30 protein-coding genes and 1 CRISPR repeat array (1 of these 31 only partly in view) are annotated in these 24,459 nt (G+C 54.2%); of the genes, 8 read left to right on the top strand and 22 right to left on the bottom strand.

What is annotated here, in order from left to right; all coding sequences use genetic code 11:
* The first annotated feature begins 73 nt into the window (after positions 1 to 73).
* Positions 74 to 400, top strand: a complete 327-nt coding sequence (locus A3L12_RS06620) for a PRC-barrel domain-containing protein (protein WP_088882886.1) — start codon at positions 74 to 76, stop codon at positions 398 to 400.
* Positions 401 to 407: 7 nt separating this feature from the next.
* On the opposite strand, the gene A3L12_RS06615 is transcribed toward A3L12_RS06620, so the two are convergent.
* Together A3L12_RS06615 and acs are read right to left on the bottom strand one after the other, a co-directional pair.
* Positions 408 to 1,115 carry a metallophosphoesterase gene (locus A3L12_RS06615; RefSeq protein WP_088882885.1) on the bottom strand — a complete coding sequence of 236 codons (708 nt, stop codon included), beginning with the start codon at positions 1,113 to 1,115 and terminating at the stop codon, positions 408 to 410.
* Positions 1,116 to 1,157: 42 nt separating this feature from the next.
* On the bottom strand, positions 1,158 to 2,552 hold the full coding sequence (gene acs / locus A3L12_RS06610) for an acetate--CoA ligase alpha subunit (protein WP_088882884.1): 1,395 nt from the start codon (positions 2,550 to 2,552) through the stop codon (positions 1,158 to 1,160).
* 185 nt (positions 2,553 to 2,737) lie between these two features.
* Here acs and fen point away from each other — a divergent pair, with 185 nt between their 5' ends.
* Positions 2,738 to 3,760 (top strand): flap endonuclease-1, encoded by a 1,023-nt coding sequence (fen, locus tag A3L12_RS06605; protein ID WP_088882883.1) that lies wholly within the window; start codon positions 2,738 to 2,740, stop codon positions 3,758 to 3,760.
* A gap of 4 nt (positions 3,761 to 3,764) precedes the next feature.
* Here fen and A3L12_RS06600 read toward each other — a convergent pair whose 3' ends face one another.
* The 5 genes from A3L12_RS06600 to A3L12_RS06580 form a co-directional block, all read right to left on the bottom strand.
* A complete protein-coding gene (locus tag A3L12_RS06600; protein WP_088882882.1) occupies positions 3,765 to 4,664 on the bottom strand; it encodes a transcription initiation factor IIB in 900 nt (299 codons plus the stop codon).
* Positions 4,665 to 4,711: 47 nt separating this feature from the next.
* Positions 4,712 to 4,981, bottom strand: coding sequence for a hypothetical protein (locus tag A3L12_RS06595; RefSeq protein ID WP_088882881.1), 270 nt, complete (start codon positions 4,979 to 4,981; stop codon positions 4,712 to 4,714).
* A gap of 10 nt (positions 4,982 to 4,991) precedes the next feature.
* Positions 4,992 to 5,330 (bottom strand): DNA-binding protein, encoded by a 339-nt coding sequence (locus A3L12_RS06590; RefSeq protein WP_088882880.1) that lies wholly within the window; start codon positions 5,328 to 5,330, stop codon positions 4,992 to 4,994.
* An 81-nt stretch (positions 5,331 to 5,411) separates the two neighbouring features.
* Complete coding sequence (locus tag A3L12_RS06585; RefSeq protein ID WP_088883241.1) at positions 5,412 to 5,864, bottom strand: 30S ribosomal protein S19e; 453 nt, start codon at positions 5,862 to 5,864, stop codon at positions 5,412 to 5,414.
* Between the two features lie 2 nt (positions 5,865 to 5,866).
* Positions 5,867 to 6,283 (bottom strand): YhbY family RNA-binding protein, encoded by a 417-nt coding sequence (locus A3L12_RS06580; RefSeq protein ID WP_088882879.1) that lies wholly within the window; start codon positions 6,281 to 6,283, stop codon positions 5,867 to 5,869.
* Positions 6,284 to 6,357: 74 nt separating this feature from the next.
* Here A3L12_RS06580 and A3L12_RS06575 point away from each other — a divergent pair, with 74 nt between their 5' ends.
* Positions 6,358 to 6,975, top strand: a complete 618-nt coding sequence (locus tag A3L12_RS06575) for an asparagine synthase-related protein (protein ID WP_088882878.1) — start codon at positions 6,358 to 6,360, stop codon at positions 6,973 to 6,975.
* Positions 6,976 to 6,980: 5 nt separating this feature from the next.
* Here A3L12_RS06575 and rpl18a read toward each other — a convergent pair whose 3' ends face one another.
* The 7 genes from rpl18a to A3L12_RS06540 all read right to left on the bottom strand — a co-directional run bounded on the left by rpl18a (position 6,981) and on the right by A3L12_RS06540 (position 12,013).
* Positions 6,981 to 7,211: a 50S ribosomal protein L18Ae gene (gene rpl18a, locus A3L12_RS06570; RefSeq protein ID WP_088882877.1), complete on the bottom strand. Its 231-nt coding sequence runs from the start codon at positions 7,209 to 7,211 to the stop codon at positions 6,981 to 6,983.
* Positions 7,212 to 7,226: 15 nt separating this feature from the next.
* Positions 7,227 to 7,913, bottom strand: a complete 687-nt coding sequence (locus tag A3L12_RS06565; RefSeq protein ID WP_088882876.1) for a translation initiation factor IF-6 — start codon at positions 7,911 to 7,913, stop codon at positions 7,227 to 7,229.
* A gap of 26 nt (positions 7,914 to 7,939) precedes the next feature.
* Positions 7,940 to 8,209, bottom strand: a complete 270-nt coding sequence (locus tag A3L12_RS06560) for a 50S ribosomal protein L31e (protein ID WP_088882875.1) — start codon at positions 8,207 to 8,209, stop codon at positions 7,940 to 7,942.
* 10 nt (positions 8,210 to 8,219) lie between these two features.
* Positions 8,220 to 8,375, bottom strand: a complete 156-nt coding sequence (locus A3L12_RS06555; RefSeq protein ID WP_088882874.1) for a 50S ribosomal protein L39e — start codon at positions 8,373 to 8,375, stop codon at positions 8,220 to 8,222.
* Positions 8,376 to 8,489: 114 nt separating this feature from the next.
* Complete coding sequence (locus A3L12_RS06550; protein ID WP_088882873.1) at positions 8,490 to 10,178, bottom strand: methylmalonyl-CoA mutase; 1,689 nt, start codon at positions 10,176 to 10,178, stop codon at positions 8,490 to 8,492.
* Between the two features lie 87 nt (positions 10,179 to 10,265).
* A complete protein-coding gene (locus A3L12_RS06545; RefSeq protein ID WP_088882872.1) occupies positions 10,266 to 11,078 on the bottom strand; it encodes an ABC transporter permease in 813 nt (270 codons plus the stop codon).
* Positions 11,075 to 12,013 (bottom strand): ABC transporter ATP-binding protein, encoded by a 939-nt coding sequence (locus A3L12_RS06540; protein WP_088882871.1) that lies wholly within the window; start codon positions 12,011 to 12,013, stop codon positions 11,075 to 11,077. The genes A3L12_RS06545 and A3L12_RS06540 overlap by 4 nt, the downstream gene beginning before the upstream one ends.
* A 61-nt stretch (positions 12,014 to 12,074) precedes the next feature.
* Between A3L12_RS06540 and A3L12_RS06535 the strand changes: the two genes are divergently transcribed.
* From A3L12_RS06535 to A3L12_RS06525, 3 genes are all read left to right on the top strand, one after another.
* The gene (locus A3L12_RS06535) at positions 12,075 to 12,938 is read left to right on the top strand and encodes an MBL fold metallo-hydrolase (protein WP_088882870.1); all 864 of its coding nucleotides are present in this window, start codon (positions 12,075 to 12,077) and stop codon (positions 12,936 to 12,938) included.
* A gap of 87 nt (positions 12,939 to 13,025) precedes the next feature.
* Positions 13,026 to 13,511: an Hsp20/alpha crystallin family protein gene (locus A3L12_RS06530; protein WP_088882869.1), complete on the top strand. Its 486-nt coding sequence runs from the start codon at positions 13,026 to 13,028 to the stop codon at positions 13,509 to 13,511.
* 103 nt (positions 13,512 to 13,614) lie between these two features.
* Positions 13,615 to 16,005 (top strand): CDC48 family AAA ATPase, encoded by a 2,391-nt coding sequence (locus tag A3L12_RS06525; RefSeq protein ID WP_088882868.1) that lies wholly within the window; start codon positions 13,615 to 13,617, stop codon positions 16,003 to 16,005.
* Positions 16,006 to 16,023: 18 nt separating this feature from the next.
* Here the strand turns inward: A3L12_RS06525 and A3L12_RS08375 are convergent, their stop codons facing one another.
* The 4 genes from A3L12_RS08375 to A3L12_RS06515 form a co-directional block, all read right to left on the bottom strand.
* Positions 16,024 to 16,173 (bottom strand): hypothetical protein, encoded by a 150-nt coding sequence (locus A3L12_RS08375; RefSeq protein ID WP_198300039.1) that lies wholly within the window; start codon positions 16,171 to 16,173, stop codon positions 16,024 to 16,026.
* 163 nt (positions 16,174 to 16,336) lie between these two features.
* On the bottom strand, positions 16,337 to 16,486 hold the full coding sequence (locus A3L12_RS08370) for a hypothetical protein (RefSeq protein WP_198300038.1): 150 nt from the start codon (positions 16,484 to 16,486) through the stop codon (positions 16,337 to 16,339).
* Between the two features lie 247 nt (positions 16,487 to 16,733).
* The gene (mobB, locus tag A3L12_RS06520) at positions 16,734 to 17,468 is read right to left on the bottom strand and encodes a molybdopterin-guanine dinucleotide biosynthesis protein B (protein WP_088882867.1); all 735 of its coding nucleotides are present in this window, start codon (positions 17,466 to 17,468) and stop codon (positions 16,734 to 16,736) included.
* Between the two features lie 9 nt (positions 17,469 to 17,477).
* Positions 17,478 to 17,693: an LSm family protein gene (locus A3L12_RS06515; protein ID WP_088882866.1), complete on the bottom strand. Its 216-nt coding sequence runs from the start codon at positions 17,691 to 17,693 to the stop codon at positions 17,478 to 17,480.
* Between the two features lie 60 nt (positions 17,694 to 17,753).
* Between A3L12_RS06515 and A3L12_RS06510 the strand changes: the two genes are divergently transcribed.
* A complete protein-coding gene (locus A3L12_RS06510) occupies positions 17,754 to 18,581 on the top strand; it encodes a hypothetical protein (protein ID WP_088882865.1) in 828 nt (275 codons plus the stop codon).
* On the opposite strand, the gene A3L12_RS06505 is transcribed toward A3L12_RS06510, so the two are convergent.
* On the bottom strand, positions 18,565 to 19,272 hold the full coding sequence (locus tag A3L12_RS06505) for a 6-hydroxymethylpterin diphosphokinase MptE-like protein (RefSeq protein ID WP_088882864.1): 708 nt from the start codon (positions 19,270 to 19,272) through the stop codon (positions 18,565 to 18,567). The genes A3L12_RS06510 and A3L12_RS06505 overlap by 17 nt on opposite strands.
* A 53-nt stretch (positions 19,273 to 19,325) precedes the next feature.
* On the bottom strand, positions 19,326 to 19,808 hold the full coding sequence (locus A3L12_RS06500) for a Mut7-C RNAse domain-containing protein (RefSeq protein WP_232462927.1): 483 nt from the start codon (positions 19,806 to 19,808) through the stop codon (positions 19,326 to 19,328).
* Positions 19,809 to 19,893: 85 nt separating this feature from the next.
* Between A3L12_RS06500 and A3L12_RS06495 the strand changes: the two genes are divergently transcribed.
* The gene (locus A3L12_RS06495) at positions 19,894 to 20,640 is read left to right on the top strand and encodes an MBL fold metallo-hydrolase (RefSeq protein WP_088882863.1); all 747 of its coding nucleotides are present in this window, start codon (positions 19,894 to 19,896) and stop codon (positions 20,638 to 20,640) included.
* 162 nt (positions 20,641 to 20,802) lie between these two features.
* Here the strand turns inward: A3L12_RS06495 and thrC are convergent, their stop codons facing one another.
* Positions 20,803 to 21,951, bottom strand: a complete 1,149-nt coding sequence (gene thrC, locus A3L12_RS06490) for a threonine synthase (RefSeq protein WP_088882862.1) — start codon at positions 21,949 to 21,951, stop codon at positions 20,803 to 20,805.
* 74 nt (positions 21,952 to 22,025) lie between these two features.
* Positions 22,026 to 22,355, bottom strand: coding sequence for a methionine--tRNA ligase subunit beta (locus tag A3L12_RS06485; protein WP_088882861.1), 330 nt, complete (start codon positions 22,353 to 22,355; stop codon positions 22,026 to 22,028).
* 138 nt (positions 22,356 to 22,493) lie between these two features.
* Positions 22,494 to 24,459: a CRISPR direct-repeat array (repeat unit 30 nt; unit sequence CTTTCAATTCTCTTAGAGTCTTATTGGAAC) (it continues 279 nt past the right edge of the window).

Below are 24,459 nucleotides of genomic sequence, written 5' to 3'. Positions count from 1 at the left end.
CCCTTTTATTTTGGAAAAAGTTTTATACGTTGGTGTCCAAAGACCTACGCGATTAACCCAAGGGGTGGAAAAGATGGTCAGGATAATAGCCTCAAAGCTTAGAGATGTCGAGCTGATAACCGACACTGGAATAAGGCTCGGCTGGGTTTACGACCTCAGCTTCGATGAGGAAACGGGCGATATCCTCGTGATAGTGGCCGAACCCGATGAGGACCTCGATACCAGCGAGTTTGTGACGGATCACGAGGGCCTCCTGCTGATTCCGGTCAGCGCGGTTAAGAGCATCGGCGAGGTCATCATAATAGACTCGAACAAGCTCGCGGTTAAGTCCAAGCTCCGCAGGATCGGTCCGGTAAAGAAGAGACCCCCGGAAGAGGAACCCGAAAGTCCTGTGGAGTGATTTCCTTTTAATACCCCTCGTAGAGTCGCATGGCGAGGAACTTCGGGAGCCCGGCTTTTATTATCTTCCCGGCCGCTGAATCAACGTCGTATTCGACCCGGTGGAACTCTACGTTTTCGGGAGGTTCCTTTTTCGTGTTTATGATCGCATAGGCCGCCCTCCAGTCGCCGTCCCTCGGCTGACCGACGCTACCGGGGTTGATTATCCGGCGTTCGCCCATCCTTTTGAGCATGGGTACATGTGTGTGGCCAACGAGGAGGTCCTTCTGCCTGACGTAACCCAACACACTTTTGAACTCACCATCGGGGAGCCATGGAAAGAGGTACTCGTCGAGGGGGACCCTCGGAGACCCGTGGATGAGAAGGTAGTCCCTCCCTGTATCGTCGGTGAAGAGCTGCCTCACGGGGAGCCTCCTCAGGAACTCGAGGTTCTCAACACTCATCACCCGCTGGTGCCATCTGACCGATTCCCTCGCGTAGGGGTTGAAACCCCGGTCGAGGCCAAAGGCCACCGCGTTGTCGTGGTTGCCGCGCACGCAGAGAAAAGGCCTCTTTTCCATCTCCTCCCTCACGAACTCCACGACCTCGTTGGGTGAGGCACCGTAGCCCACGAGGTCACCCATGCAGAGAACGGCGTCGGCCCCACTCACGGCCTTCCAGACGGCCTCAAGGGCCTCGATACTGGAGTGAACGTCGGAGATGAGCGCTATTAACATGGCCGCTCCCGGGTTTTTTATAGAGAATTAAAAAAGAGAAGGTCACTCTCCCTTCTGCCGCGCCTTCCAGTTGCTCCACCTGTAGAGCGCCGCGAGGGACTTAATGGCCCTCTCAGGCTCCGGGTAGGCGGGTATGCCCTCCTCGTTCAGCATGTCTATGGCATCCTTGGCCTCTATTCCGCCGACGATGGCAACGACGAGGGGTTTCTTCCTTCCGCTCTCGTTGTACTCGCGGATGACTATCCTTGCAAGGTCCCTTGGGTCGAGCACGGCCGTCTGGCAGTAGAGGACCGCTACGGCGTGCATGTTCGGGTTTGCGAGGGCATCCCTAACGGCACCCTCGTAGGATTTGGCATCCGCCATACCCGTCAGGTCCACGGGGTTCTTGTAGGAACCGAAGGGGGGCATGTGATTGGCGAAGACCTTGAGGTCGTCAAGGTTGTCGTAGAGCTTGAGGTTCTCTTCTTCGGCAGCATCTGTGGCCATGACGCCTATTCCACCGCCGTTTGTGAGTATGACAACGTTTTCGCCCTCGGGCTCGGGGAGGTTGCTGAGGGTTCTCGCCCAGTCGAAGGCCTCGCCTATCGTCAGGGCCCTTAGAACGCCGCTCTGCTTGAAGACGGCCGAGTAAATGCTGTCGGCACCTGCGAGTGAACCCGTGTGAGATGCGGCGGCCTTGGCACCGCGCTCGCTCCTTCCAGCTTTTATGACGATGATCGGCTTCTCCGCGCTGACCTTTTTTGCGACTTCCATGAACTTCCTACCGTCCTTGACGCCCTCCATGTATATCAGAATGGCCTTGGTGTTCTCGTCCTCCCTGAAGAACTCGAGGAGGTCAGCATCGTCGATGTCGCTCTTGTTTCCTATGCTCACGACCGCCGAAAGGCCGACCTTCTCGAGTATGGTCCATCCCATGAGGGCTATTCCGAGGGCTCCGCTCTGGCTTATCAGGGCCAGACTCCCGGGCATAACGTCGGTCGGACCGAAGGTGGCGTTGAGCTTCTCCGGGGTGTAAACGACGCCGAAGATGTTCGGGCCGAGGATCCTCATGCCGTACTTCCTCGCGGTTTCGACGAGCTGCTCCTCAACCTTCTTGCCCTCCTCACCGAGCTCACCGAAACCCGAGCTTATTATCGGGAGGACCTTGACCCCCTTCTTCCCGGCCTCCTCAACAACCTGTGGAACGAACTTCGCGGGAACGACTATAACCGCCATGTCCACCTCATCGGGTATCTCGAGGAGGCTCCTGTAGGACTTGAACTTCCGGCCGTTTACCTCTATCTCAACGCCCTTTATGTTCACGGCGTATATTTTTCCCTCGTAGCCGTACTCCACGAGGTTCTTCATCACCGCGTGGCCTATCTTACCCGGCTTCTCAGAAGCACCAACCACGGCTATGCTCCTCGGTCTGAAAAGCGCCTTTACCTTTTCATCCATTTTCATCACCTCACACTCCAATGAGAGCCACGATTTTATGTTCATAAAACGGGTTATAACCTTTCTCTTCTCTTTTTGACGATGGAATGCTCGACGGACGTTAAAAGGGGGCCGAAACCGGAACTTAAGGCAGCGGCACGGGACAAAGGCTAAATACCTCCACCCCAACTTATCCCGGTGGTCTTATGGGCGTGCAGATAGGCGAGCTCGTGCCCCGGAGGGAGATAGAGCTGAAGAACCTTCACGGCAGGAAGGTTGCCGTGGACGCTTTCAACGCCATCTACCAGTTCCTCTCAACCATAAGACAGCGCGACGGAACCCCCCTGATGGATTCAAGGGGCAGGATAACCTCCCACCTCAGCGGGCTGTTCTACCGCAACATAAACCTCATGGAGGCGGGAATAAAGCCGGCCTACGTTTTCGACGGGGAACCCCCGGAGTTCAAAAGGAGGGAGATAGAGCGGAGACGGGAGGCCCGGAGGGAGGCCGAAGAAAAGTGGTACGAGGCCCTCGAGACCGGCAACCTTGAGGAGGCCAAGAAGTACGCGATGCGCTCCACGAGGGTAAACGAGACCCTCATAAACGACTCGAAAAGGCTTCTCGAGCTGATGGGAATCCCCGTGGTTCAGGCGCCGAGCGAGGGTGAGGCGCAGGCGGCCTACATGGCGGCCAGAGGGAGCGTTTACGCCTCGGCTTCTCAGGATTACGACTCGCTCCTCTTCGGGGCCCCGAAACTCGTTAGGAACGTAACGATAACGGGCCGGAGGAAACTCCCGGGAAAGAACGTCTACGTCGAGGTCAAACCCGAACTCATAGTACTGGAGGAGGTCCTCAGGGAGCTGGGGATAGACAGGGAAAAACTGATAGAGCTCGCTATTCTGGTGGGCACCGACTACAACCCGGGAGGGGTAAAGGGGATAGGACCGAAAAAGGCCCTCTCCATAGTCAAAAACAGCAGGGACCCGCTTGGGAAGTACCGGGACGGCGAGGTCGATCTCTACGCCATAAAGGAGTTCTTCCTGAATCCTCCCGTGACCGATGACTACGAACTCAGGTGGCGCGAACCCGATGAGGAGGGGATACTGAAGTTCCTCTGCGACGAGCACGACTTCAGCGAGGAAAGGGTAAAGAACGGCCTTGAGAGGCTCAAAAAGGCGGTAAAAGAGGGAAAGCAGGCAACACTCGAGGGCTGGTTCGGAAGGCGCTGACCTTTCAAATCGGGACCTTCAGGTTAAGCCTCTCCACGAGTTCCTTGTACCTGTTCCTGACGGTCACCTCGGTAACGCGCGCCACTTCCGCAACTTCCCTCTGGGTTCTTTTATCGTCCTCCATGAGGCCGGCGATGTAGAGGGCAGCGGCGACGAGGCCCGCGGGGCTCTTACCGCTTGTCAGTCCCTTTTCGTACGCCTCCTCCAGTATCTTAACCGCCCTTTTCCTGACCCTATCATTCAGCCCCAGCTCGTCGGCAAACTTATCAACGTAATCCGTGGGTTTAACGAAGAGTTTCTTCGGTGTAAGGTTGAGGTTTCTGGCGATGAAGCGGTAGCTTCTTCCTATCTCCTTTTTGTCGACGCGGGATATGTCTGCCACTTCATCGAGGGTTCTCGGAACCTTCAGGAGCCTGCACGCAGCGTAAACGCAGGCGGTGATGACGCTCTCGATCGAGCGTCCCCTTATAAGGCCCTTTTTCAGGGCCTCACGGTAGAGCCTCGCGGCCTCCTCCTCAACGTACCTCGGAAGCTTCAGCTGGCTGGCAACCCTGTCAAGCTCGCTCAGGGCGAAGGCAAGGTTACGCTCGGCGGCGTCGCTTATCCTCAGGCGGGACTGCCACCTTCTCATCCTGTAGATCTTCTCGCGCATCAGGCCGGAAACACGTCTGTCGATTCCGATGTCCGTTGAGAGGCCCTTGTCGTGAAGCAGAATGCTCTCGGGGGCACCAACACGGGCCCTCTTCTCCCTCTGGCCCGCATCGAAGGCACGCCACTCGGGACCCGTGTCCACGATGTTCTCCTCGATGACGTAACCGCAAACTTTACATACCCTCTCTCCCCTGCTCGGGTCGTAGATGAACTCCGTCGAACCACAAATCGGACACACCCTGCGTTTACCCACTCAGACACCCCCAGACGGGCGGCTATTTTATAAACCCCTTATAAACCTTAGCCTTTTTTCGCCACGTAGCGGAGCAACCAGGCGAGGTCCTCACGCTTGAAGGTTATCCTCTCCAGAACCCGGACGTCGGCATCCTCCTCAACAACGTTGGCGTAGACCCAGAGGAAGACGGGATCCTTCTCGGTTCCCACGTGGATGTTCCTGTAAAGGACGTCAACGGTCCCGTCCCCGTTGTTTTTAACCGAGACGGCCTTCCAAGTATCCAGACTAACCTCGCCTTTCCCGTGGAGTATCTTCACTATCTCCCGGGGGTCCATGGAGAATCCCTTACCACCTGATCCTGAAGTCGCGCCTCGTTCTGGCGTCGATCTGGGCGAGTATCCTCTTGAGCCTTGCATCATCGATGGGTTCCGTTATCTGGCCGGCCTGATAGAGCTGAACCAGAATCAGCTCGACCTGTCTGGCCAGTTCGGGGCGAACGAGTTTCACCCTTCCGAGCCTCTCTCTCGCCTCGGGAGTCAGGATCTTCCTCATTATCTCGTTGAGCTGGGCTTCGAGCTCCATCTCCTGCTTTACGGCCTCCTCCTGAGCCTTCTGCTGCTCGAGGTACCTCCTCTGGAGTTCCATAAGTTTGCGCTTCCTGATCTCGTTTATGTCCTCAACCATCCCCTCACCCCCATAACGGATGGGACGCCCTGATTAAAAAGGTATTGGCTTCAAAACGGACAAAACGAATGGAAAAGACACTCAGTACTTCCTGAGCTCCGGGATCTGCTCCTCGAGTTCCTTCTTGAGCTCCGTAGCCACTCTGTCGAGGAAGCTCCGTCCCTGCGGTGTAACGATCCTGCCCTCACCCGGGACCTTCTGAACGAAGCCCGCGGCCTCGAGCTGCTGAAGGGCCTTTCTTATAGCGCTCCCGCCGGCCTTGTAGAAGTGCTCCGGTGCATGACCGCGGTTCTTCCTGCCGCCGTACCAGGTCCTGAGGCGTTCTATACCCACCGGACCGTCAACGTAGACCTTCCTGAGGACGCTGGCAACCCTGTAGTACCACCAGTCCTCCTGCTCAGGAATGCGCTCCTTGTGCCTTCCGGTCTTGACGAAGGGGGCCCACTCGGGTGGTTTTATTGCCTCCACCTCTTTAAGAGCCTTCGCAACCCTCTCAACGAGCAAATCACCGGGAACGTCATAAACCGTCGCCACTTTCAATCCCTCCCCTTCTTGAATTTCCTCCTGAACTGAACGATGTCGAGCCTGACTTTCTTAACGGGCTTTTCCTCCCGTTTTTCCATCGAAAGCTCCTTTCTCTGAAGCTTCCTTAAATACTTTTCCCAACCTTCCCTCGGCCTGAACAATATAAACCTTTTGCCGCGGACGTCTATGAGCTCGCTGTCCGTTGCCCCGGCCACCTTTTCGGCGATTGACCTTCTGTCGAGACCTGTGGAGATGAGCGCTCCCTTGCGTATCTCAACCTTAAGAACACCATCCTTCTCGAGCTGGGTGTTTATCTCGGCTATGACTCCCTCATCAAGGCCTCTCCTGCCTATCCACGCCCTCGGCGGGATGTCGTAGTACCTCCCCCTGAGGGCCCTTCTCACCTTTCCAGACAAGCGTTTCTCCATCTCTCTCACCTTTAGCTCCCGCGTGGAGTAGTTTAAAAAGGTTGGCCTTTTAAAGGTGTTGGAGGGCAACGAAGATGAGGATACACCACCTCTATTCGGGCGGAAAGGACTCGAGCCTGAGCGCGTGGATACTGAGGAGGATTGGCTACGACGTGAAGCTCGTAACCGTGAGCTTCGGCACCCTCGATTCATGGCGCTTTGCGAGGGAAACCGCCGAAAGGCTCGGCTTCGAGCACAGCGTTCTCTACCTCCCCGGGGAGATCCTTGAGAGGGCCGTCAGGATCGCCGTGGAGGACGGTCATCCGAACAACGCCATCCAGTTCATCCACGAGAGGGCCCTCGAAGCTCTGGCCTCCCTGCCGGAGGTGGAGCGGGTGAGCGATGGAACGAGGAGGGACGACAGGGTCCCGTTCCTTGACCTACCGAAGGCCCGATCGCTGGAGGATCGTTTTGGCGTCGCCTACGTAAGGCCCCTCCTCGGCCTTGGATACAAAACGATAAGGGAGCTAACGGAGAGGCTGTTCGTAGTCGAGATCAGGGAGAGCGAGGAGCTGGAGAAATCCGACTACGAAGTCGAGCTGAGGCATCTGCTGCGGGAGAAAGGCATCGACCCGCTGGAGATATTTCCCAGGGAGCACTACCAGTCGAGGGTTCTCGGCTGGAGGGAAGGAAACCTCAAGGGTAAGGAATAAAAACATCAAAGCCCGCTGAGCTTTCTGACTATCGGGTTCTCGGCCTCTTCGGGTTTTATCTCTTCAACGCTCTCGATCCAGATCTTGTTCCTCGGAACCCTGTGCTTGCTACCCACCTCTGAGTAGAGGATTTCCACGACGTCCTCGGCCTTAAGGCCGCGGTACTCCCTGCTGAACCTCTCCTTTTTTCCGTTCCTCTCGAAAACACCCCTAATCCTGAAGACCTTAACCTCCATATCCACACCTCCCGATCAGTCAAGGAAACCAAGGGCCTCTTCAATCTTAACTATCTCGGGTCCGGTTGTAAGGCTTCCAACGACGACACCGTTGGAGTTTGCAAGGACGCATGAGCCGACGAAGGGAACGCCCATGTTGGCGGTTCCAACGTATATATCCACCCCGAAGAGATCGCGGAGCCACTCAAGTTCCTCATCCGTGGCCTCGGGATGGACGAGCCCGCCCCTGTTCGTAACGACCCCCGCACTCCCAACGGCATGGAAGTCGCCTATCATGCCCCTCTCAACCTCAACGTCGAGTATGTCCCCGAGCTTTTTTGCCTCCTCACGGGTGAACTTGGCACTCACCAGCGCCGCCCTGTCGTTGGCCAGGATGAGGTTGCCAAGGGCCGTGAGTGTGCTTTTGAAGGGAACAACCTCCATATCCAGGTCGTGCTCCCTGAGTCCCTCTTTTATCCGCTCCAGCTCGGTGTCCCAGACATACCACGGGACGACTATCGCTCTGGAGTTCCCGGCGGCGAATATGCCGATTATGCGGGACTTCATAACGCTCGTCTCCACGAGAGGGACTCCGAGAACTCCCCCGAGGGTTTCAAGCTTTCGCGAGCTTAGACCCTCCCTGATGAGGGCTACCCTGTCGGTGACGAGGCCGTAAACTCCAAGGTACGGGGAGTTCTCAAAATCCATCCTTTCTATTCGCATCCGGTCACCCCTTCAAATTAAAAGAATCAGGCGAGGGAAACCCGGGCAATCCTCTTGCCTTCGCTCTCCTCGACGATAACCTTGACGCGGATCTTGTTCGGCGGTTTCTCCGCCCCGCGCTCCCAGAGCTTCTCGTTGACGTCCGTTCCGATGACCACCTCGTCGGCCTTGGCGTGCCTCGCTATCCACTCGCGGACGAATCTTGCAGCCCTCGGTGCCCTCTTCCAGCGCGGAACGCGCTTCTTTATCTTCCTGATGGGAACGACGAACATAACTTCCTCTCCGGGTCTGATCATTTAAACCACCTCACTCCTTGAGCTTGGTCCTTCTCCACATCCTCCTCTTCGGATGGGTCATGACCTCCCTGCTGGTCTTGAGGATGACCCAGACCGGAACGCGTCTGTTCTGCTTGGCGGCCTTGGCAAGCCTGAGCTTCTTCGCAAAGGGTTTGTTTCTCGCCATAACTACACCTCCGGATTATCATGATGTCCGTTGATGCTTTGGGTATCCTTTTTTAAGCTTTTTCGTGAGCCCTACGCTTCTCCCGCTTGAGAAAGGGGGGAGAAAAGGTAAACCTCAGAACACCAGCGGGGCCCTGTACTCGCCCCAGACGTCCCTCAGAACGTCGGTAACCTCCCCGAGGGTTGCGAGGTGCCTGTGGGCCTCTATGATGTAGGGCATGAGGTTCTCGTCCTCGGTTTCCGCTGCTTTCCTGAGCTTATCAAGGATTTCCTCAACTTTTTTACCATCTCTTACGGAACGGAGCTTTTTGAGCCTCTCGATCTGCTTCTCCCTTATGCTCGGGTCGACCTTGAGTATCTCGACGTCCAGAGGTTCGTCAACCACGAACTCGTTAACGCCGACTATTATACGCTTCTTCTCCTCTATCTCCTTCTGGACTTTGTAGGCACTCTCCGCTATCTCCCTCTGGACGTAGCCCCGTTCAATGGCCTTCATCATCCCTCCCATCTTCTGGATCTTCTCAATGTACTTCAGGGCCTCGTCATAGATGTGGTCCGTGAGCCACTCGATGTAGTAGGAACCCCCAAGCGGGTCTACGGTGTCGACCACACCGCTTTCGTAGGCTATGATCTGCTGGGTTCTGAGGGCTATGCGGACGCTCTTCTCCGTCGGCAGGGAAAGGGCCTCGTCGTAGGAGTTGGTGTGAAGACTCTGGGTTCCGCCGAGAACGGCCGCGAGGGCCTGAATGGCAACGCGAACTATGTTGTTCTCCGGCTGCTGGGCGGTCAGGGTTGACCCGGCCGTCTGGGTGTGGAAGCGCAGGAGCATGCTCCTTGGATTTTTGGCGTTGAACCACTCCTTCATGATGTAGGCCCAGAGTTTTCTGGCGGCCCTGAACTTGGCTATCTCCTCGAGGAAGTTGTTGTGGGCGTTGAAGAAGAAGCTCAGTCTCGGGGCGAACCTGTCAACGTCCATCCCCCTGTCGATGACGGCCTTGACGTACTCCACACCGTCCGCGAGGGTGAAGGCAACCTCCTGAACGGCATTTGCCCCGGCCTCCCTGATGTGGTAGCCGCTTATTGAGATGGGGTTCCACTTGGGAACGTTCTCGGCGCAGTACATGATGATGTCCGTGGTGAGCCTCATGCTCGGCTGGGGCGGGAAGATGTAGGTGCCGCGCGCTATGTACTCCTTGAGCACGTCGTTCTGAACCGTTCCGCGGAGCTTTTCCTGAGAAACGCCCTGCTTTTCGGCAACGAGTATGTACATGGCCAGAAGGTTGGCCGCGGTGGAGTTGATGGTCATCGAAGTTGAGACCTTATCCAGAGGAATACCATCGAAGAGTATCTCCATATCCCAGAGGGAGTCTATGGCAACACCGACCTTACCCACCTCACCCTCGCTCATCGGGTGATCGCTGTCGTAACCTATCTGGGTTGGAAGGTCAAAGGCGACGCTCAAACCCGTCTGTCCCTGCTCAAGAAGGTATTTGTACCGCCTGTTCGACTCCTCGGCCGTTCCGAAACCCGCGTACTGCCTCATCGTCCAGAACCTGCCGCGGTACATCGTCGCGTAAACCCCGCGGGTGAAGGGGTACTCGCCGGGAAAACCGAGCTTTTCGAGGTAGTCCCAGTCCTCTCCAAGGTCCGCGGGAGTATAAGTCCGCTTTATCTCAAAGCCGTCGTCCGTCATGAACTTCTCCTTTCTCTCGGGCCTCCTCTCGATGAGCTTCTTAACCGTCGTTTCCTCCCAGCGCTTTTCCTCCTCCCTAATCTTCGAGAGCTTTTCCTTATCGAAGGTCATACCTACCACCCCTTCCCTATTGGACTCCGGAATATAAAAAGCTTTTACATAACTAAAGAGTCCCCTTTACCTTGGATAAATTATCCATCAGTCCGGGAAGTCCCTCCTCATCAGAACCGCCCACGTAAAGGTCAGCAGGAGAAGGGTCGTTCCGCCGAAGTAAAGGGCCGTGTGGGATGGAACTCCGGTGAAAACGCTCAGGTCGAGTTTGTCGAAGCTGGCCTTGAGAAGAACGACCGCCTGATAGCCGAGGGTGTACCTCTCCGGATTCCGGATGTAGGGTATCTGGGGAAGGAGGAACTGAAGGAGGAAGACGATTCCAAAGGTCGCCAGAGAGGCGTACAGGGAGCGGGGTATGAGAGCTGAAACGAGCATCGCCAGTGCCCCGAGGAGCGCCAGAACGAGCAGGGTTACTCCGAGAACGAGGAGGAGCTGGGGAAGACCCTCGCGGAGACCCTCAAAGCCGGCGTCGTAGACCACGGGATTGTAGAGCCAGACGGTAAGATAGGGAATCCCAAAGAGGACCGCGAGGGCACTTAACCCCGCGAGGAACTTGGCGGTGATCATCTCGCTGAGCCTCAGGGGTCTCGCAAGCAGGAGCCTTATCGTCCCCCTGTCTATCTCCCCCCCAAGGAGGTCGCTCATCAGGATTATGGCTATGAGCTGACCGATTATACCTATCCAGTAGTCTGGGAGAAGCTGGAGCATCAGGGCCTGAAAAGACTCCAGCATGGCCTCAACGCCGGTCCCTGTTGAATTCGGGTTAAGGAGGTATATCAAAGCCGGGAAGAACGTTACAGCAAAGAGAACCTTGAGCTTCCTCGAACGGATGAGCCTCCTGAACTCGCCCTCGAAGACGACCCACAGGGGACTCCGGAGGGGGTCTGGTTTAGGGCTCATTCCTTCCACCCCACGTTGAAGCGCTTCATCAGGATCCTCTCCAGCGGGCTGGTGTGGGGTTTGAAGAGCCTGAGCGCGAGTCTGTTCTCGGCCAGAAACTTTGGAAGCTCCAGAAAGAACCTCTCGGCGAACCTCTCATCCAGCTTTACCCTCACAATACCTTCCTCCTCCCACGCTTCCCTAACGTAGATCTCTCCCCTGAGGAACTCGAGGAGAAGAGCGTTGTCGGAAACCATCACATCGTAGTCCGTTCCGTCGACCTTTACGAGCTCCCTGACGCGCCCCTGTTCGATGAGCTCGCCGTCCTTTATAAGCCCGACGTGGTTGCACATCCTCTCTATCTCGCTCACAATGTGGGAGCTCACGAATATGGTCTTCCCGCTCTTTGCCAGCTCCAGAACCTTGCCTATGAACTCCATCCTCCCCAGCGGGTCGAGGTTGCTCGTTGGCTCGTCGAGGATGAGGAGCTCCGGATCCCCGAGGAGGGCCATGGCGAAGGTGACCCTCTGCCTCTGGCCGCTCGAGAGCTCCTTTATCCCCTTGAAGGCCAGCTTTCCAACGCCCGTGTAGGCCATCAGCTCCCTCGCCTCCCTCACCGCCTCGTCCTTTGGAAGTCCCAGAAGGCGGCCCATGTAAGTCAGAAACTCGAAGATAGTCATGTCCTCGTAGGCGAGGGGTCTCTCGGGCATGTAGCCAACGTTACGCATTATCTCGACCCTCTGGCGGGGCATCTCGAGGTCAAAGATCCTTATCTCACCGTAGGTTGGTCTCAAAGCCCCGGTGAGCATCTTTATGGTGGTGGTCTTTCCCGCACCGTTGGGCCCCAGAAAGCCGTAGACAGCCCCCTTGGGCACCCTGAGGTTGAGATGATAGACGGCGTTCATCTTACCGAAGAACTTGGTGAGGTTCCGGGTCTCGATAATGTAGGTGCCCATCTCAACACCAAGAAGGGAATCGAAACGAAGGTAGATAAACGTTTCGGGGTATCTCCCTGTGATGATACTGGAGAACGTCGGTCTCGACAGCTCGGCCACCTTAGCCTTCCAGAGCCACGCCCACGCGGACCACTTCGTAAGCGGCCGGATAATCTTCTCGACCAGACCAACGAAGTTCCTCAGCCATCTGAGAAAGGGGGGCTTTTACCGGGAGGTTAAATTCGGGAAGCGCTTCTACCTCGGCGATTTCAAGGCCAAGCTATATCCCGCAGGCCATATGCTCGGCTCTGCCGGAATAAAGCTGTGGCTCGAAAACGGGACGCTTTTCTATACCGGAGACACGAAGTGGTTCAAACTAAGAACGGCCGAGAAGAGCCGATTTCCGGGGGCAGATTTCCTCATCGTGGAGGCCACCTTCGGGGTTCCGGGTTTCTCCTTTCCAGCTCCAAGAGAGGCCGAGAAAAGGCTGGTAGGACTTGTCGAGGAGGCCCTCGATAGGGGAAAAAGGCCCGTTCTATACGTCAACCGGATGGGGAAGGCTCAGGAGGTCATGAAGATACTCGACCTGCACGGCTACACCGTAAGGGTTCCGGGGGAGGTACTGAAGGTGGCGCGCGTTTATTCCAAGTTCGGGGTCTCCTTCAAGAACGTCTCCCCGGAGGGCGACGTCGTGCTGGCTTCCGGCATGGAGAGGTCTTCACTTCCGGAGCCTGGAGTTAGGGTCTCCGGCTTCGGGGAATTAAAGCTCAGCAACCACGCCGACTTCTGGGAGCTCATCAGGATCGTGGAGAGGGTGAATCCCGAGAGGGTGTTCACCGTCTACGGCTTTTCGAGGGAGTTCGCCCGGACACTCAACGGCCTCGGCTACGATGCTCAGGCCATCTCAAGGGACTCCGTTCTGAATTTTAGCGGAAGAGAATTTTAGTCACCAATGCACACTAAAAGACACAAAACTTTTTAAACCCTTACGTTTTAGTTACAGTGGGTAAACAAAAGGTACGGGGGTGGTAGTATGGTGTGGAGGAGGGACCGCTACTGGGATCCCTTCGACGTTATTAGGGAGATACAGGAGGAAATAGACGATATCTTCAGGGACTTCTTCAGGGGACCAAGGCTCTGGAGCCACCGCGAACCCGAGGAGCGCTACGAGTTCATGAGCGAGACGTGGAGGGAGCCCTTCGCGGACATCTTCGACCGCGGTGACAGGTTCGTGATAACCGTCGAACTGCCGGGGGTCAGGAAGGAGGATATCAGGCTCCGCGTTACCGAGGAGGCGGTCTACATCGAGGCCCAGGTAAAGCGCGAGAAGGAGCTCGAGGAGGAAGGGGCAATAAGGATCGAGCGCCACTACTCGGGCTACAGGAGGGTCATCAGGCTGCCCGAGGAGGTTATACCCGAGAAGGCCAAGGCCAGATACAACAACGGCGTCCTCGAGATAGAGATACCCAAGAAGTCCCCGAGGAAAGAGAAGGAAGGGTTCGAGGTCAAGATCGAGTGAACCTTTCGTTATTTTTTTCATCGGGATAAAATAAGGTTCGTCCCAATCATCTGAAGTACCAATCATCTGAAAAAACTGGTGAAAAAACTGGAGGTGGTTAAAAATGTCCGAAAAGAGGGAGGTCAAGCTCAAGGTGGCTTCCGCTTACCAGCGCGACGTTGGTAGGGGAATAGTTAGGATAGACAGGAGAGCCATGCACGAGATTGGCGTTCAGAGCGGTGACATCGTCGAAATCATCGGAACGAAGAACACCGCCGCCGTGGTGTGGCCGGCCTATCCGGAGGACGAAGGACTGGGCATAATCAGAATGGACGGGACCATGAGAAAGAACGCCGGCGTTGGCCTCGGGGACGAGGTCTCGGTGAGAAAGGCGGAAGTGAAGGAGGCAAAGAAGGTAATCGTTGCCCCAACGGAACCGCTCCGCTTCGGCCATGACTTCGTCGAGTGGTTCCACAGCAGACTGATGGGCAGGCCCGTTGTCAGGGGTGATTACCTCAAGGTCAGCATCCTCGGTCAGGAACTCACCTTCGTGGTTACCGCGACGACTCCCGCCGGCATAGTCCAGATAACCGAATTCACGGAATTCAACGTGAGCGAGAAGCCCGTTAAGGAGGTCAGCAAGACCGCCGCTCTGGGCGTTACCTACGAGGACATCGGCGGGCTGGGCGACGTCATCCAGAAGGTCAGGGAGATGATAGAGCTCCCGCTCAAGCACCCGGAGATATTCGAGAAGCTCGGTATAGAGCCGCCGAAGGGAGTTCTCCTCTACGGTCCACCCGGAACGGGTAAGACGCTTCTCGCGAAGGCGGTTGCCAACGAAGCCAACGCCCACTTCATAGCAATTAACGGACCCGAAATAATGAGCAAGTACTACGGAGAAAGCGAAGAACGCCTGAGGGAAGTCTTCAAAGAGGCGGAGGAAAACGCTCCGACCATAATCTTCATTGATGAGATCGACGCGATAGCCCCCAAGAGGGAGGAAGTCACGGGAGAAGTTGAAAAACGCGTGGTATCACAGTTATTAACCCTGATGGACGGTCTGAAGAGCCGCGGGAAAGTCATAGTCATAGCGGCAACCAACAGGCCCGACGCGATCGATCCAGCGTTGAGAAGACCCGGAAGGTTCGACAGGGAACTCGAGGTAGGAGTGCCAGACAAAACCGGAAGAAAAGAAATCCTCCAGATCCACACAAGAGGAATGCCCATCGAACCGGAGTTCAGGAGGGACAGGGTTATTGAGATACTGGAAGAGCTGGAGAGAAACGATGCCTACCGCGAGGCCGCGGAGACGGCCATGCTGAGGATCAAGTACGCAAAGGACGAGGACATCCCGAAGATACTGAGGGACGTAAACGAAAGGCTCTACGAGGAGGTCCGGGCGAGGCTGATAGACCTTCTCCTTGAGGAACTGGCGGAGGTCACCCATGGCTTCGTCGGGGCGGATCTGGCGGCACTCGCAAGAGAAGCGGCAATGGCAGCACTCAGAAGGATCATCAAGGAGGGCAGAATAGACTTCGAAGCCGAGCACATACCCAAGGAAGTCCTTGAGGAGCTCAAGGTGACGAGGGAGGACTTCTACGAGGCCCTGAAGATGATCGAACCCTCAGCCCTAAGAGAAGTCCTCATAGAAGTACCAAACGTCCGCTGGGACGACATCGGAGGACTCGAAGAAGCAAAACAGGAACTCCGCGAAGCAGTAGAATGGCCACTGAAGTACCCGGAGGCCTTCCTCGGGCTGGGCATAACCCCGCCGAAGGGGATACTCCTCTACGGTCCACCCGGGACAGGTAAGACGCTACTGGCCAAGGCCGTCGCTAACGAGAGCGAGGCGAACTTCATAGGCATTCGCGGTCCCGAAGTGCTGAGCAAGTGGGTTGGCGAGAGCGAGAAGAACGTCAGGGAGATATTCAGGAAGGCGAGGCAGGCGGCTCCAACGGTGATCTTCATAGACGAGATCGACGCGATAGCTCCCGCGAGAGGGAGCGACGTGAACAGGGTTACGGACAGGCTCATCAACCAGCTCTTAACCGAGATGGACGGCATACAGGAGAACAGCGGGGTCGTGGTTATAGCGGCAACCAACAGGCCGGACATCCTCGATCCAGCTCTATTAAGGCCGGGGAGGTTCGACAGGCTTATACTCGTCCCGGCTCCCGATGAGAGGGCGAGGCTGGAGATACTCAAGGTGCACACGAGGAACGTTCCATTGGCGGAGGAGGTTAGCCTCGAAGAGCTGGCAAGGAAAACCGAGGGCTACAGTGGAGCGGACATAGAAGCCCTCGTAAGAGAAGCCGCCATGACCGCGATGAGAAGGGCGCTCCAGGTGGGCATCATAAGGCCGGGCATGAAGGCCGACGAGATAAGGAGAAGGGTAAAGGTAACCATGAAGGACTTCGAAAGCGCCCTCAAAAAGGTGGGTCCCAGCATAAGCAAGGAAACGATGGAGTACTACAGAAAGATTCAGGAGAAGTTCAAACAGTCCAGAGGGGGCTGAAGGCGTAAGGGGGCCGCTTCAGGCCACCCACTCCACCTCGTACCCCCTCGCACCGAGCCTTTTCATTTCTTCCTTTGCCACCCTTTCTGCCTTCTTAATGTCGTTCGTAACAACTATGCGCTCCGCAGGGATGGTGCTATCGAAGTAGTAGACGACCCTCACGAGCATGCCGTCACCCCCTTATATCACTGACGGTGATGAAGCGATGGGAAGGTCTTATAAACGTTAGTGGACTTATAGAAACATCAATGAACACAAATGGCCGAACACAAAAATACATTAATGCACTTAAATTCCCGGGAGCACGTAGATGACGCAAAAGAAGGAAAGGTCACCCGAGCATTTCAAGTTCGAAGACTCTGGCGGCCTTCCTCTTGAGTTCTCTGAAGGCGAACTGCCTCGCCTCGTCGGCCGTTTCGGCCTCAAAGACCAGCCTTTCGCCGTGATGTTTTCCCCCGTGGAGGGTGAGCTCCCACTTCACGATATCACCGGCGGACTTTCGTCATATCTCCAGCATTTATAAGCTTAACGGGGAGTTTTTAACCACGAGGTTGATAATTCGACAGGAGGACTTAAGGGCGATTGTCAAAAAGGCGTAGAAAAAACCCGCCGGGGTTTGTGGCTTCCTCTTCGGGAGGAGTGAGGGATGCGGGCACCTCCGAGAGGTTCGCTTCGTTCCCAACGGGCCTACGTGCTGAAAAACGGGGGTGCAGAGATCGTAAGGACCTTCAGTCGTCCCTGATCACGATCTCTATCCTTCTGCCATCCCGGTAACCCTTCATCGCGGAGAGCATCCCCTTCACGGTTTTCTCAACCAGCTCCTGCACCCAGTCCTTCATGGGCAGAACCTTCCCGTCAATCCTCACCGTTACCTTGGGCCTCTGGCTCAGGATAACGCAATCCCTGGGTGTTTTCTCACCGCTGACGATCTTCTTCGCCATGAGCTCGCACGTGAAACCGCAGAGCCCGCAGTCTATGTTGGGGAGCATGAAGGCCTTCTCCTCGACCAGATCGGCGAGTTTCTCAGGCTCTCTGGTCGCATCGATAACCGGAAGGCCGTTGACCTCTCTGATCCCCTTTGAGGCTATGACACCGCTGACCGCCACTGCGAGGCCCCCGTCGAGCTCGCCAACCTCCCACTCATCCCTCGCACAGACCACCCTTGGAACGTGCTTTACCGCCTTAAACCCCTCGAAAAGGACGAAATCCGCGGAGACCATTGAAAGGAGGGCGTTTAAATCCCTGGCCCGGAAGAGCAACGCGTCCGTGTCCCTCGCCCTGACGAGGACCTCATCGGCCACCCGGGAAAAGCGCCACGTGTCGCTTCCCTCCCTGTCGAAATCGGCGTGCATGCTCTTCGCCACAACGACCCTGTAACCCCTCCCCTTCAGGACGCTCGCTACGGCCTCAACGGTTGTCGTTTTCCCGCTCTTTTTGTAGCCCACGAAGGCAACGCCCCTCATTGTACCACCTCACAGGAGCATTATCCAGTTGATGTCGTCTATCTTGACGAGCAGTGCCTTCGCCCTGTTCTGGACGACATCCGAGACGTCCCTGAGGAGCACCACCTCATCGTCGAAGTCCTCCAGGATTCCGGTGAAGGACTGTTCGCTGCCGATGGCCAGGGCGACCCTTTTACCCCTCCACGATTCAAGGGTCCTGTCGAGCAGGTACTCCTTCTCTCCCATCGTCTCACCCGGAGACCAAAAACCTATAAGGCTTTTAACCCTTTCCGGTTCGGTGGTAAAATGCGGTTCGTAACGAAGAGCGAGGCTGTGAAGGAGTCGTTTCTCAAAGACCTGAGGGATGCGGGAATAAAGTTCGAGCTTCAGGAAGTGGCCGGTTACGAGACCTTCGTGGGCTACGCCCTCGAGGGGACGCTCGAGGAGATAAGCTTGATGATAAACGTTATCGAAGGTGCCGACAGAGAGGCCCTCAAAGAGGGTTTTCTCTCCTTCAAGGAGAGCCTCAACCACCTTCTGGAGCATCTCAAGGTTGGAGAGAGGTTTGAGACCCTGATCCGGGAGGGGCCGTGGGTGGCCGAGCTCCTCGATCAGCTCGCGCGGAACGGTGCTCTGGAATACGGGGACGGCACCGTCAGGCTAAAGGAGGGAATCGACGTCACGAACCTCCGCTTTGAGTTCAAGTTCCCCTTCAACCTCGTCCACAGCCCGGAGAGTACGGAAAGGATCGCCAAACAGTTCGTGCTCACCGAGTTGACCATGGAGTACAGGTTCGAGATACTGGAGCTCGATATGGGGAGGATAAACTCCCTTGGGGAGATCGCGGCGCGCTACTTCCCGGAGGATCAGCTCCTGAAGGTTTACTTCGCGCTTATAGGCCGGTCGATTCTTGCCGGAGAGATCCTAAAAGCCCTTGGAGAGGGGAAGATACGGGAGGAGGACCTCATAAACGGCTTCCTCCGGGCCTCTCCGATATCGATACCGACCCAGAAGGGAACCCTCGTGATCAGCTACTCAAAAAGGGCCCTTGAAGAGGTCCTGCGCTTCCTGAAGAAGGCCGGCTACGTCGAGATGAAGGGCGGGAAGGTCAGAAAACTCAGGGATCTAACCTGAAATACTCGATCCTTGCCCTTCCGTTTTTTTCCAGCCACCGGAGAAGCTCCTGCGCAAACTCGAACTTCTTCCGCTTGCTATCCCAGACGGGCGAATGGTCCCTGAGACGGGGCTTGCTCCACTTCCCCACGAGCGGACCGAAGTCGAAGCCCACCAGAACGATCTCCCTTGCCCCGAGCTCCTCCGCCAGAAAGGCAGCCCTGTCACCGTCCGTGAAGCCACCGAAGTTGTAGACAACGTCCAGCGGTTCCGTCTGGCACGTTCCAAGGATCCTCGAGAACACCGGGACGTAAGCGGCGATCCTGTCGGCGTTGTCACCGTGGGCGTGCACCACCACGAAGGTCCCCCTGTCGTTGGCCAGTTTTATGTCCGGAATCCTGCCGTCGAGGTCCGTGACGGTTATATCCGGAACGAGACCGGCATTGAGGAGGGCCGAGGTGGCTCCATCTGCCGCTATAAGCGTTCCGTCGGAGAAGTCGTGGGTCTTTAAAGCGTCCTCGAGGCTCGGGCCCGCTCCGAAGACGTAAGCTTTCCTCCCAACGATAACCTCAAGCTCATCCCTCAGAAGGTACTCATCACCCTCAAGGAGCAGCGCCCTCAACAGCCCGGCGGACCTTCTGTCTTCCTCTATGGAATAACCCATCTCGCGGACGATCCGGAGGTAGAAGGGCTTCCACGTTTCCCACCTCATGCCATCACCCGCACCTTCATCCTTATCACTCCGTGGCCTGCCATCCTACCCCTTTAACCCCCCCTCGCGTTTTTGAGCTTTTCAGCCATTCTCACCATCTCCCTCCACTGCCTTCCGGGCCAGTATATCTGGCCACACTTTTCGCAGATGTAGAACTCGTCGTATTTTTGGTAGACCGCCTCGGGGACTTTTCCCCTGACCTCCTCGCCGGAGGCCCTCCTGAGGGGGCCGTTGCACTTTGGACAGCGGGCGCTGGCCGGCGACAGTTCCCCGAACTCAACCCCGTGCTCCTCAAGCTCTGTGACCTGTCCTTCGAGCGAGTTCGAGCCCAGCAGAATGACCTCCAGACCGAGACTCTTCGCCCTCCGGGAGAGCCCCGAATCCCGGGTGATGATGACCCGCTCCTCATCGCGGGCAATCCTGAGTATCTCCCCGTCTTCCTCGACGCCGTAGAGCGTGTCGTAACCGTACAGCCGAAGCCACCTCGCCAGTCTTCCGAGCATCATGTCGGCTATGAACTTCCGCCTCATACCCATCACCGGGGAACTTCAGGGAAGAACAATAAATGCCTTTTGGAAGAAACTTTATAACCCCTTAGCGTTTCCGGTTGTGGTGAAGGTATTGATAGTGTACTTCATAGGCACCGGGGGCAGTGAGGGGATTCCGGCTCACCTTTGCACGTGCGAAACGTGCGAAGAGGCCCGTAAGCTTGGATTTGCACAACGGAAACCTTCCACCCTGGCAATCGTCACCAAAAACAAAAGGGCGATCCTCATAGACGTTGGAACGGACATCAGGGACGTTTTAAACGTTCCACTTGAGGGAATACTCCTCACCCACTGGCACCACGATCACATTTACGGACTTTACAAGCTCAGGTGGATGGCGAGGAAAACGACATTGTACGGGCCGAGGGGCAACGCGGACTGGCTGATGATCCACGATCCGAAGAACATTCAGGTAAGGTTCATCAAAGCTGGAGACGTGCTTGAGATGGATTCGCTTAAGATAACGGCTCTAAAGCTCAATCACCAGATAGAAACCCTCGGATACCTGATAGAGGAAGATAACAAAAGCGTGGCGGTCCTCTACGACACCAAAGGGCTTCCCGATGAGACCTTCGAACTGCTGAAAAAGAAGGGTCTCAGGCTTGCCGTAGTGGACTCCACCTACGGCCCCGGCGTCGATGATCCCTACCACAATAACGTCGACGAGGCAGCTGAAATCGGCCTCGAACTGGCCCAGAGGACCGTGTTAAGCCATATCTCCCACAAGAACCTCCCATTTTTAGAACTCGACGAATACGTGAGGAAAAAATACGATGGAAAGGTTCTCGTTGCCTACGATGGGATGCTGTTTTACGTGTAGGGATGACACTCGAACTGGCTAAAAAAGGTTAGAACGTCCCCCCGAAACGGTTCCAAAAGCCCTGTTTATGGGCTCTTCCGGTATTTCTATCTTCCTCCTCCGGATCCAGAACTGGATTCACGTGAGACACCACGCTGAAGCTGTTAACGTTTTTTCATTCCCTCACTGAAAGCATGCTTCAAGAGAGTCCAGATCACATTCGCTCACCTCTGCGGTTTTAACACTGCTCAGGGTCTTTAAACCGGCGCCCGTGAGGATATCAACGATTTTTGCCCCTTCTTCCACAATTTTTCCCGCTACGAGTTTCCTTATGGCAGCTATTCCAGTAGCAGAGGCCGGCTGGACAAAGATCCCCTCCCCACCAAGCTCTTTTTGGGCCTTTAGAATCTCTTCATCGGTTACGGTAACACAAAGTCCATTGAATTCCTTCAACAACCTCAAAACGGCGTTTCCACTCGGTGGATACGGATTCTCTATGGCATGGGCTATGGTACGGGGACTTTCAAACCTCTCTACCCTTTCTTTTTTCTTCTCAAATGCCCCGCATATCGGAGAGCAGCCCTTTGCCTGAACCACGACAAAACGCGGAAGTTTTTCAATGATTTCACTCTCTTTAAGCTCCAAAAACCCTTTCACGATTCCCCTGAAAAGACCCCCTGAAGACGTCGGCACAACAACGTAGTCCGGAGTGACCTCCTCGATTATTTCAAAGCTTATGCTCTTGTATCCTTCAATTCGGAAGGGATCGTCTGAATTTATGAAGTATATCCCCTTTTCCCTGCCAATTTCGAGACTTCTGTAGTAGAGCTCGCCGTAATCTCCACGGACCTTGATGACCTTTGCTCCATAAGGGGCGAGAGCCTTTAATTTCTCCTCCGCTATACCTGAGGAAACGAGTACGTAGGTTTCAAGCCCGGCCCTTGCTCCATAAGCGGCCACGCTGGCCGCCATGTTGCCCGTTGAAACCGTGCCGATTTTTTTAAACCCCAACTGGAGGGCCCTGTGGATGCCCAGATAAGTTCCCCTATCCTTAAAGCTCCATGTCGGGTTGAGGGTCTCGTTTTTTAGATACAGCTTAACGCCGAGCTCTCCTGAGAGGCGCTTCGCCTTCGTGAGGGGGGTGTCACCTTCACCGAGGCTATACTCCGGATCAAGCTCGAAAGGATAGAATTGAGAAAAGCGCTCCCATACCTTTCTTCCCCTACCGGGAGCACCCCTAAAAAGCTCAAGCTCCAGAGGTTCCCCGCATTCACACCTCTGATACGGCTCCCCTAAGGGGTAACGTCTTCCACATGACGTGCATTTCAGCATGGTACCACCTCAAAACCTCCGGAGGTTTTTGTAACGTGTCACGATGGATGGACCCCGGCGATTCCAAACAGCATCTACCACACCTTCGTTCCTACCGGCACTTCATCGGGAACCGGAAGGAGGTAAACCTTCCCATCTTCACTTTCAGCAACTACAAGCATTCCCCGACTTTCTATCCCCGAAAGTTTCTTGGGCTTTAAATTTAAAACAAAAATGAATTTTTTATCTTCCAGCTCCTCTGGAGCGTATTGATCTGCTAAACCGGTGATTACAGTCCTCTGTTCACTTCCAAAATCTACCTCGAGCTTTATGAGCTTTTTAGTTCTCCTTAACTTTTCAGCTTTCTTAACAAGACCAACTCTAAGGTCAAATTTCCAGAACTCATTGACGTCATAGAGTTCCATGTCCAACACCAAAACTATTCAAGGGAAGAGATATTTAGAGTTTTTCCCGGTGCACCTTTCAATTGGAGGTAGCTCTTGTACCAAACGATGCTAAATTACAGTAGAACAGCACAAAAATGAGCGAAACGCATTGCCCTACTTTCAATTCTCTTAGAGTCTTATTGGAAGGGGGGATGAAACATCCCCCACTCCCCCCTTAAAGTTCCCCCATTCTCTTAGAGTCTTATCGGAACTTAAGAAAATTATTGACGGCCGGTTCAATCCACCAGCCCTTTCAATTCTCTTGGAGTCTTATTGGAACTTAAACTTTAAAGCATAAAGATATATGACGAAATCGCCTTTCAATTCTCTTAGAGTCTTATTGGAACTTTCCCTTATCCTCCCTGCTTCCCTTAAGTTCACTACCACGTTTCAATTCTCTTAGAGTCTTATTGGAACAAAAGCGAGGGCATCAACTCAACTAACGACTAATTCTCTTTCAATTCTCTTAGAGTCTTATTGGAACCATTGCGAGCATTGCGATCGAGCCAATCACCAGGAAAGCTTTCAATTCTCTTAGAGTCTTATTGGAACTTAAGCGTTAATTTTATAGTTTATCTTATTTTATCTTTCAATTCTCTTAGAGTCTTATTGGAACACTACCACCACGGTAGCATGGTGAAGTTTTATTATAACTTTCAATTCTCTTAGAGTCTTATTGGAACCCCCAACATATAAAGTAGAGAACGCTATAAGAGAGCTCTTTCAATTCTCTTAGAGTCTTATTGGAACAGTTTAACGACGAATACCATATTATCCCCCATGATCTCTTTCAATTCTCTTAGAGTCTTATTGGAACGATGATAAATTTCCTTTGGACGATTGGAAATCTCTTCCTATTGATGACTTTCAATTCTCTTAGAGTCTTATTGGAACTTTATAACTTTTGCAGCTATACGGGGGTGTGCTTTCCTTTCAATTCTCTTAGAGTCTTATTGGAACGGAGATAAAAGTAATTAGCGACTACATAGCCATAGTACTTTCAATTCTCTTAGAGTCTTATTGGAACGCCATAAGCTTAATATCCTATATTAAATTAAGATAACCTTTCAATTCTCTTAGAGTCTTATTGGAACAGTTCTTCAACTAAGACTGTATACTCCCCATATACCTCTTTCAATTCTCTTAGAGTCTTATTGGAACATACCCTCTATGAAGATAAACAGAATGTTTATTTCCTCTTTCAATTCTCTTAGAGTCTTATTGGAACGAGATATCTTTTCATATTCCTTAGCAAGCCACTTTGGCTTTCAATTCTCTTAGAGTCTTATTGGAACGATGTTAAGAGCATCTAAAAAGCCACATAAAAAAAAGCGCTTTCAATTCTCTTAGAGTCTTATTGGAACCGTTGCGCACCACCTCGGACTGTCTCTAAAAAGTTACCTTTCAATTCTCTTAGAGTCTTATTGGAACAATAACCTCCATGCCGTCGATGTAGTTCATTAGTCGCTTTCAATTCTCTTAGAGTCTTATTGGAACCGGCGTCTATTAACTCGAGGTAACCACGGCCCCCCTCTTTCAATTCTCTTAGAGTCTTATTGGAACTTCGGGTAGTGGGGGTATAGGTCATTCGGGTTTATTCTTTCAATTCTCTTAGAGTCTTATTGGAACGCCCCGGAATTAAGGCAATCTGGAATATTATCATTGCCTTTCAATTCTCTTAGAGTCTTATTGGAACGAATTAGATTCTACGAGGACGGAAAAAGAACACATACTTTCAATTCTCTTAGAGTCTTATTGGAACTTGTCGAAAACCACGTTTTGAGTGTTTCAAGAATTCCTTTCAATTCTCTTAGAGTCTTATTGGAACCAGCATCATAAAGCCCGCACCATCTCCGCTTATCTTTGCTTTCAATTCTCTTAGAGTCTTATTGGAACATATCAGGAGTAGCTATACTCTTATCTTGTGCTTGCCTTTCAATTCTCTTAGAGTCTTATTGGAACCTTATCGTCGAGGATGGGGATTATAGGCTAGAGCCACTTTCAATTCTCTTAGAGTCTTATTGGAACGGGAAACGCCATTATAACCGGTATAGTGATGGTAGTCTTTCAATTCTCTTAGAGT

The organism is Thermococcus sp. P6, from assembly GCF_002214525.1.
Lineage (GTDB): Archaea > Methanobacteriota_B > Thermococci > Thermococcales > Thermococcaceae > Thermococcus.
The sequence above is the reverse complement of the archived record's forward strand: the minus strand, read 5'-3'. Positions and strand labels throughout refer to the sequence as shown.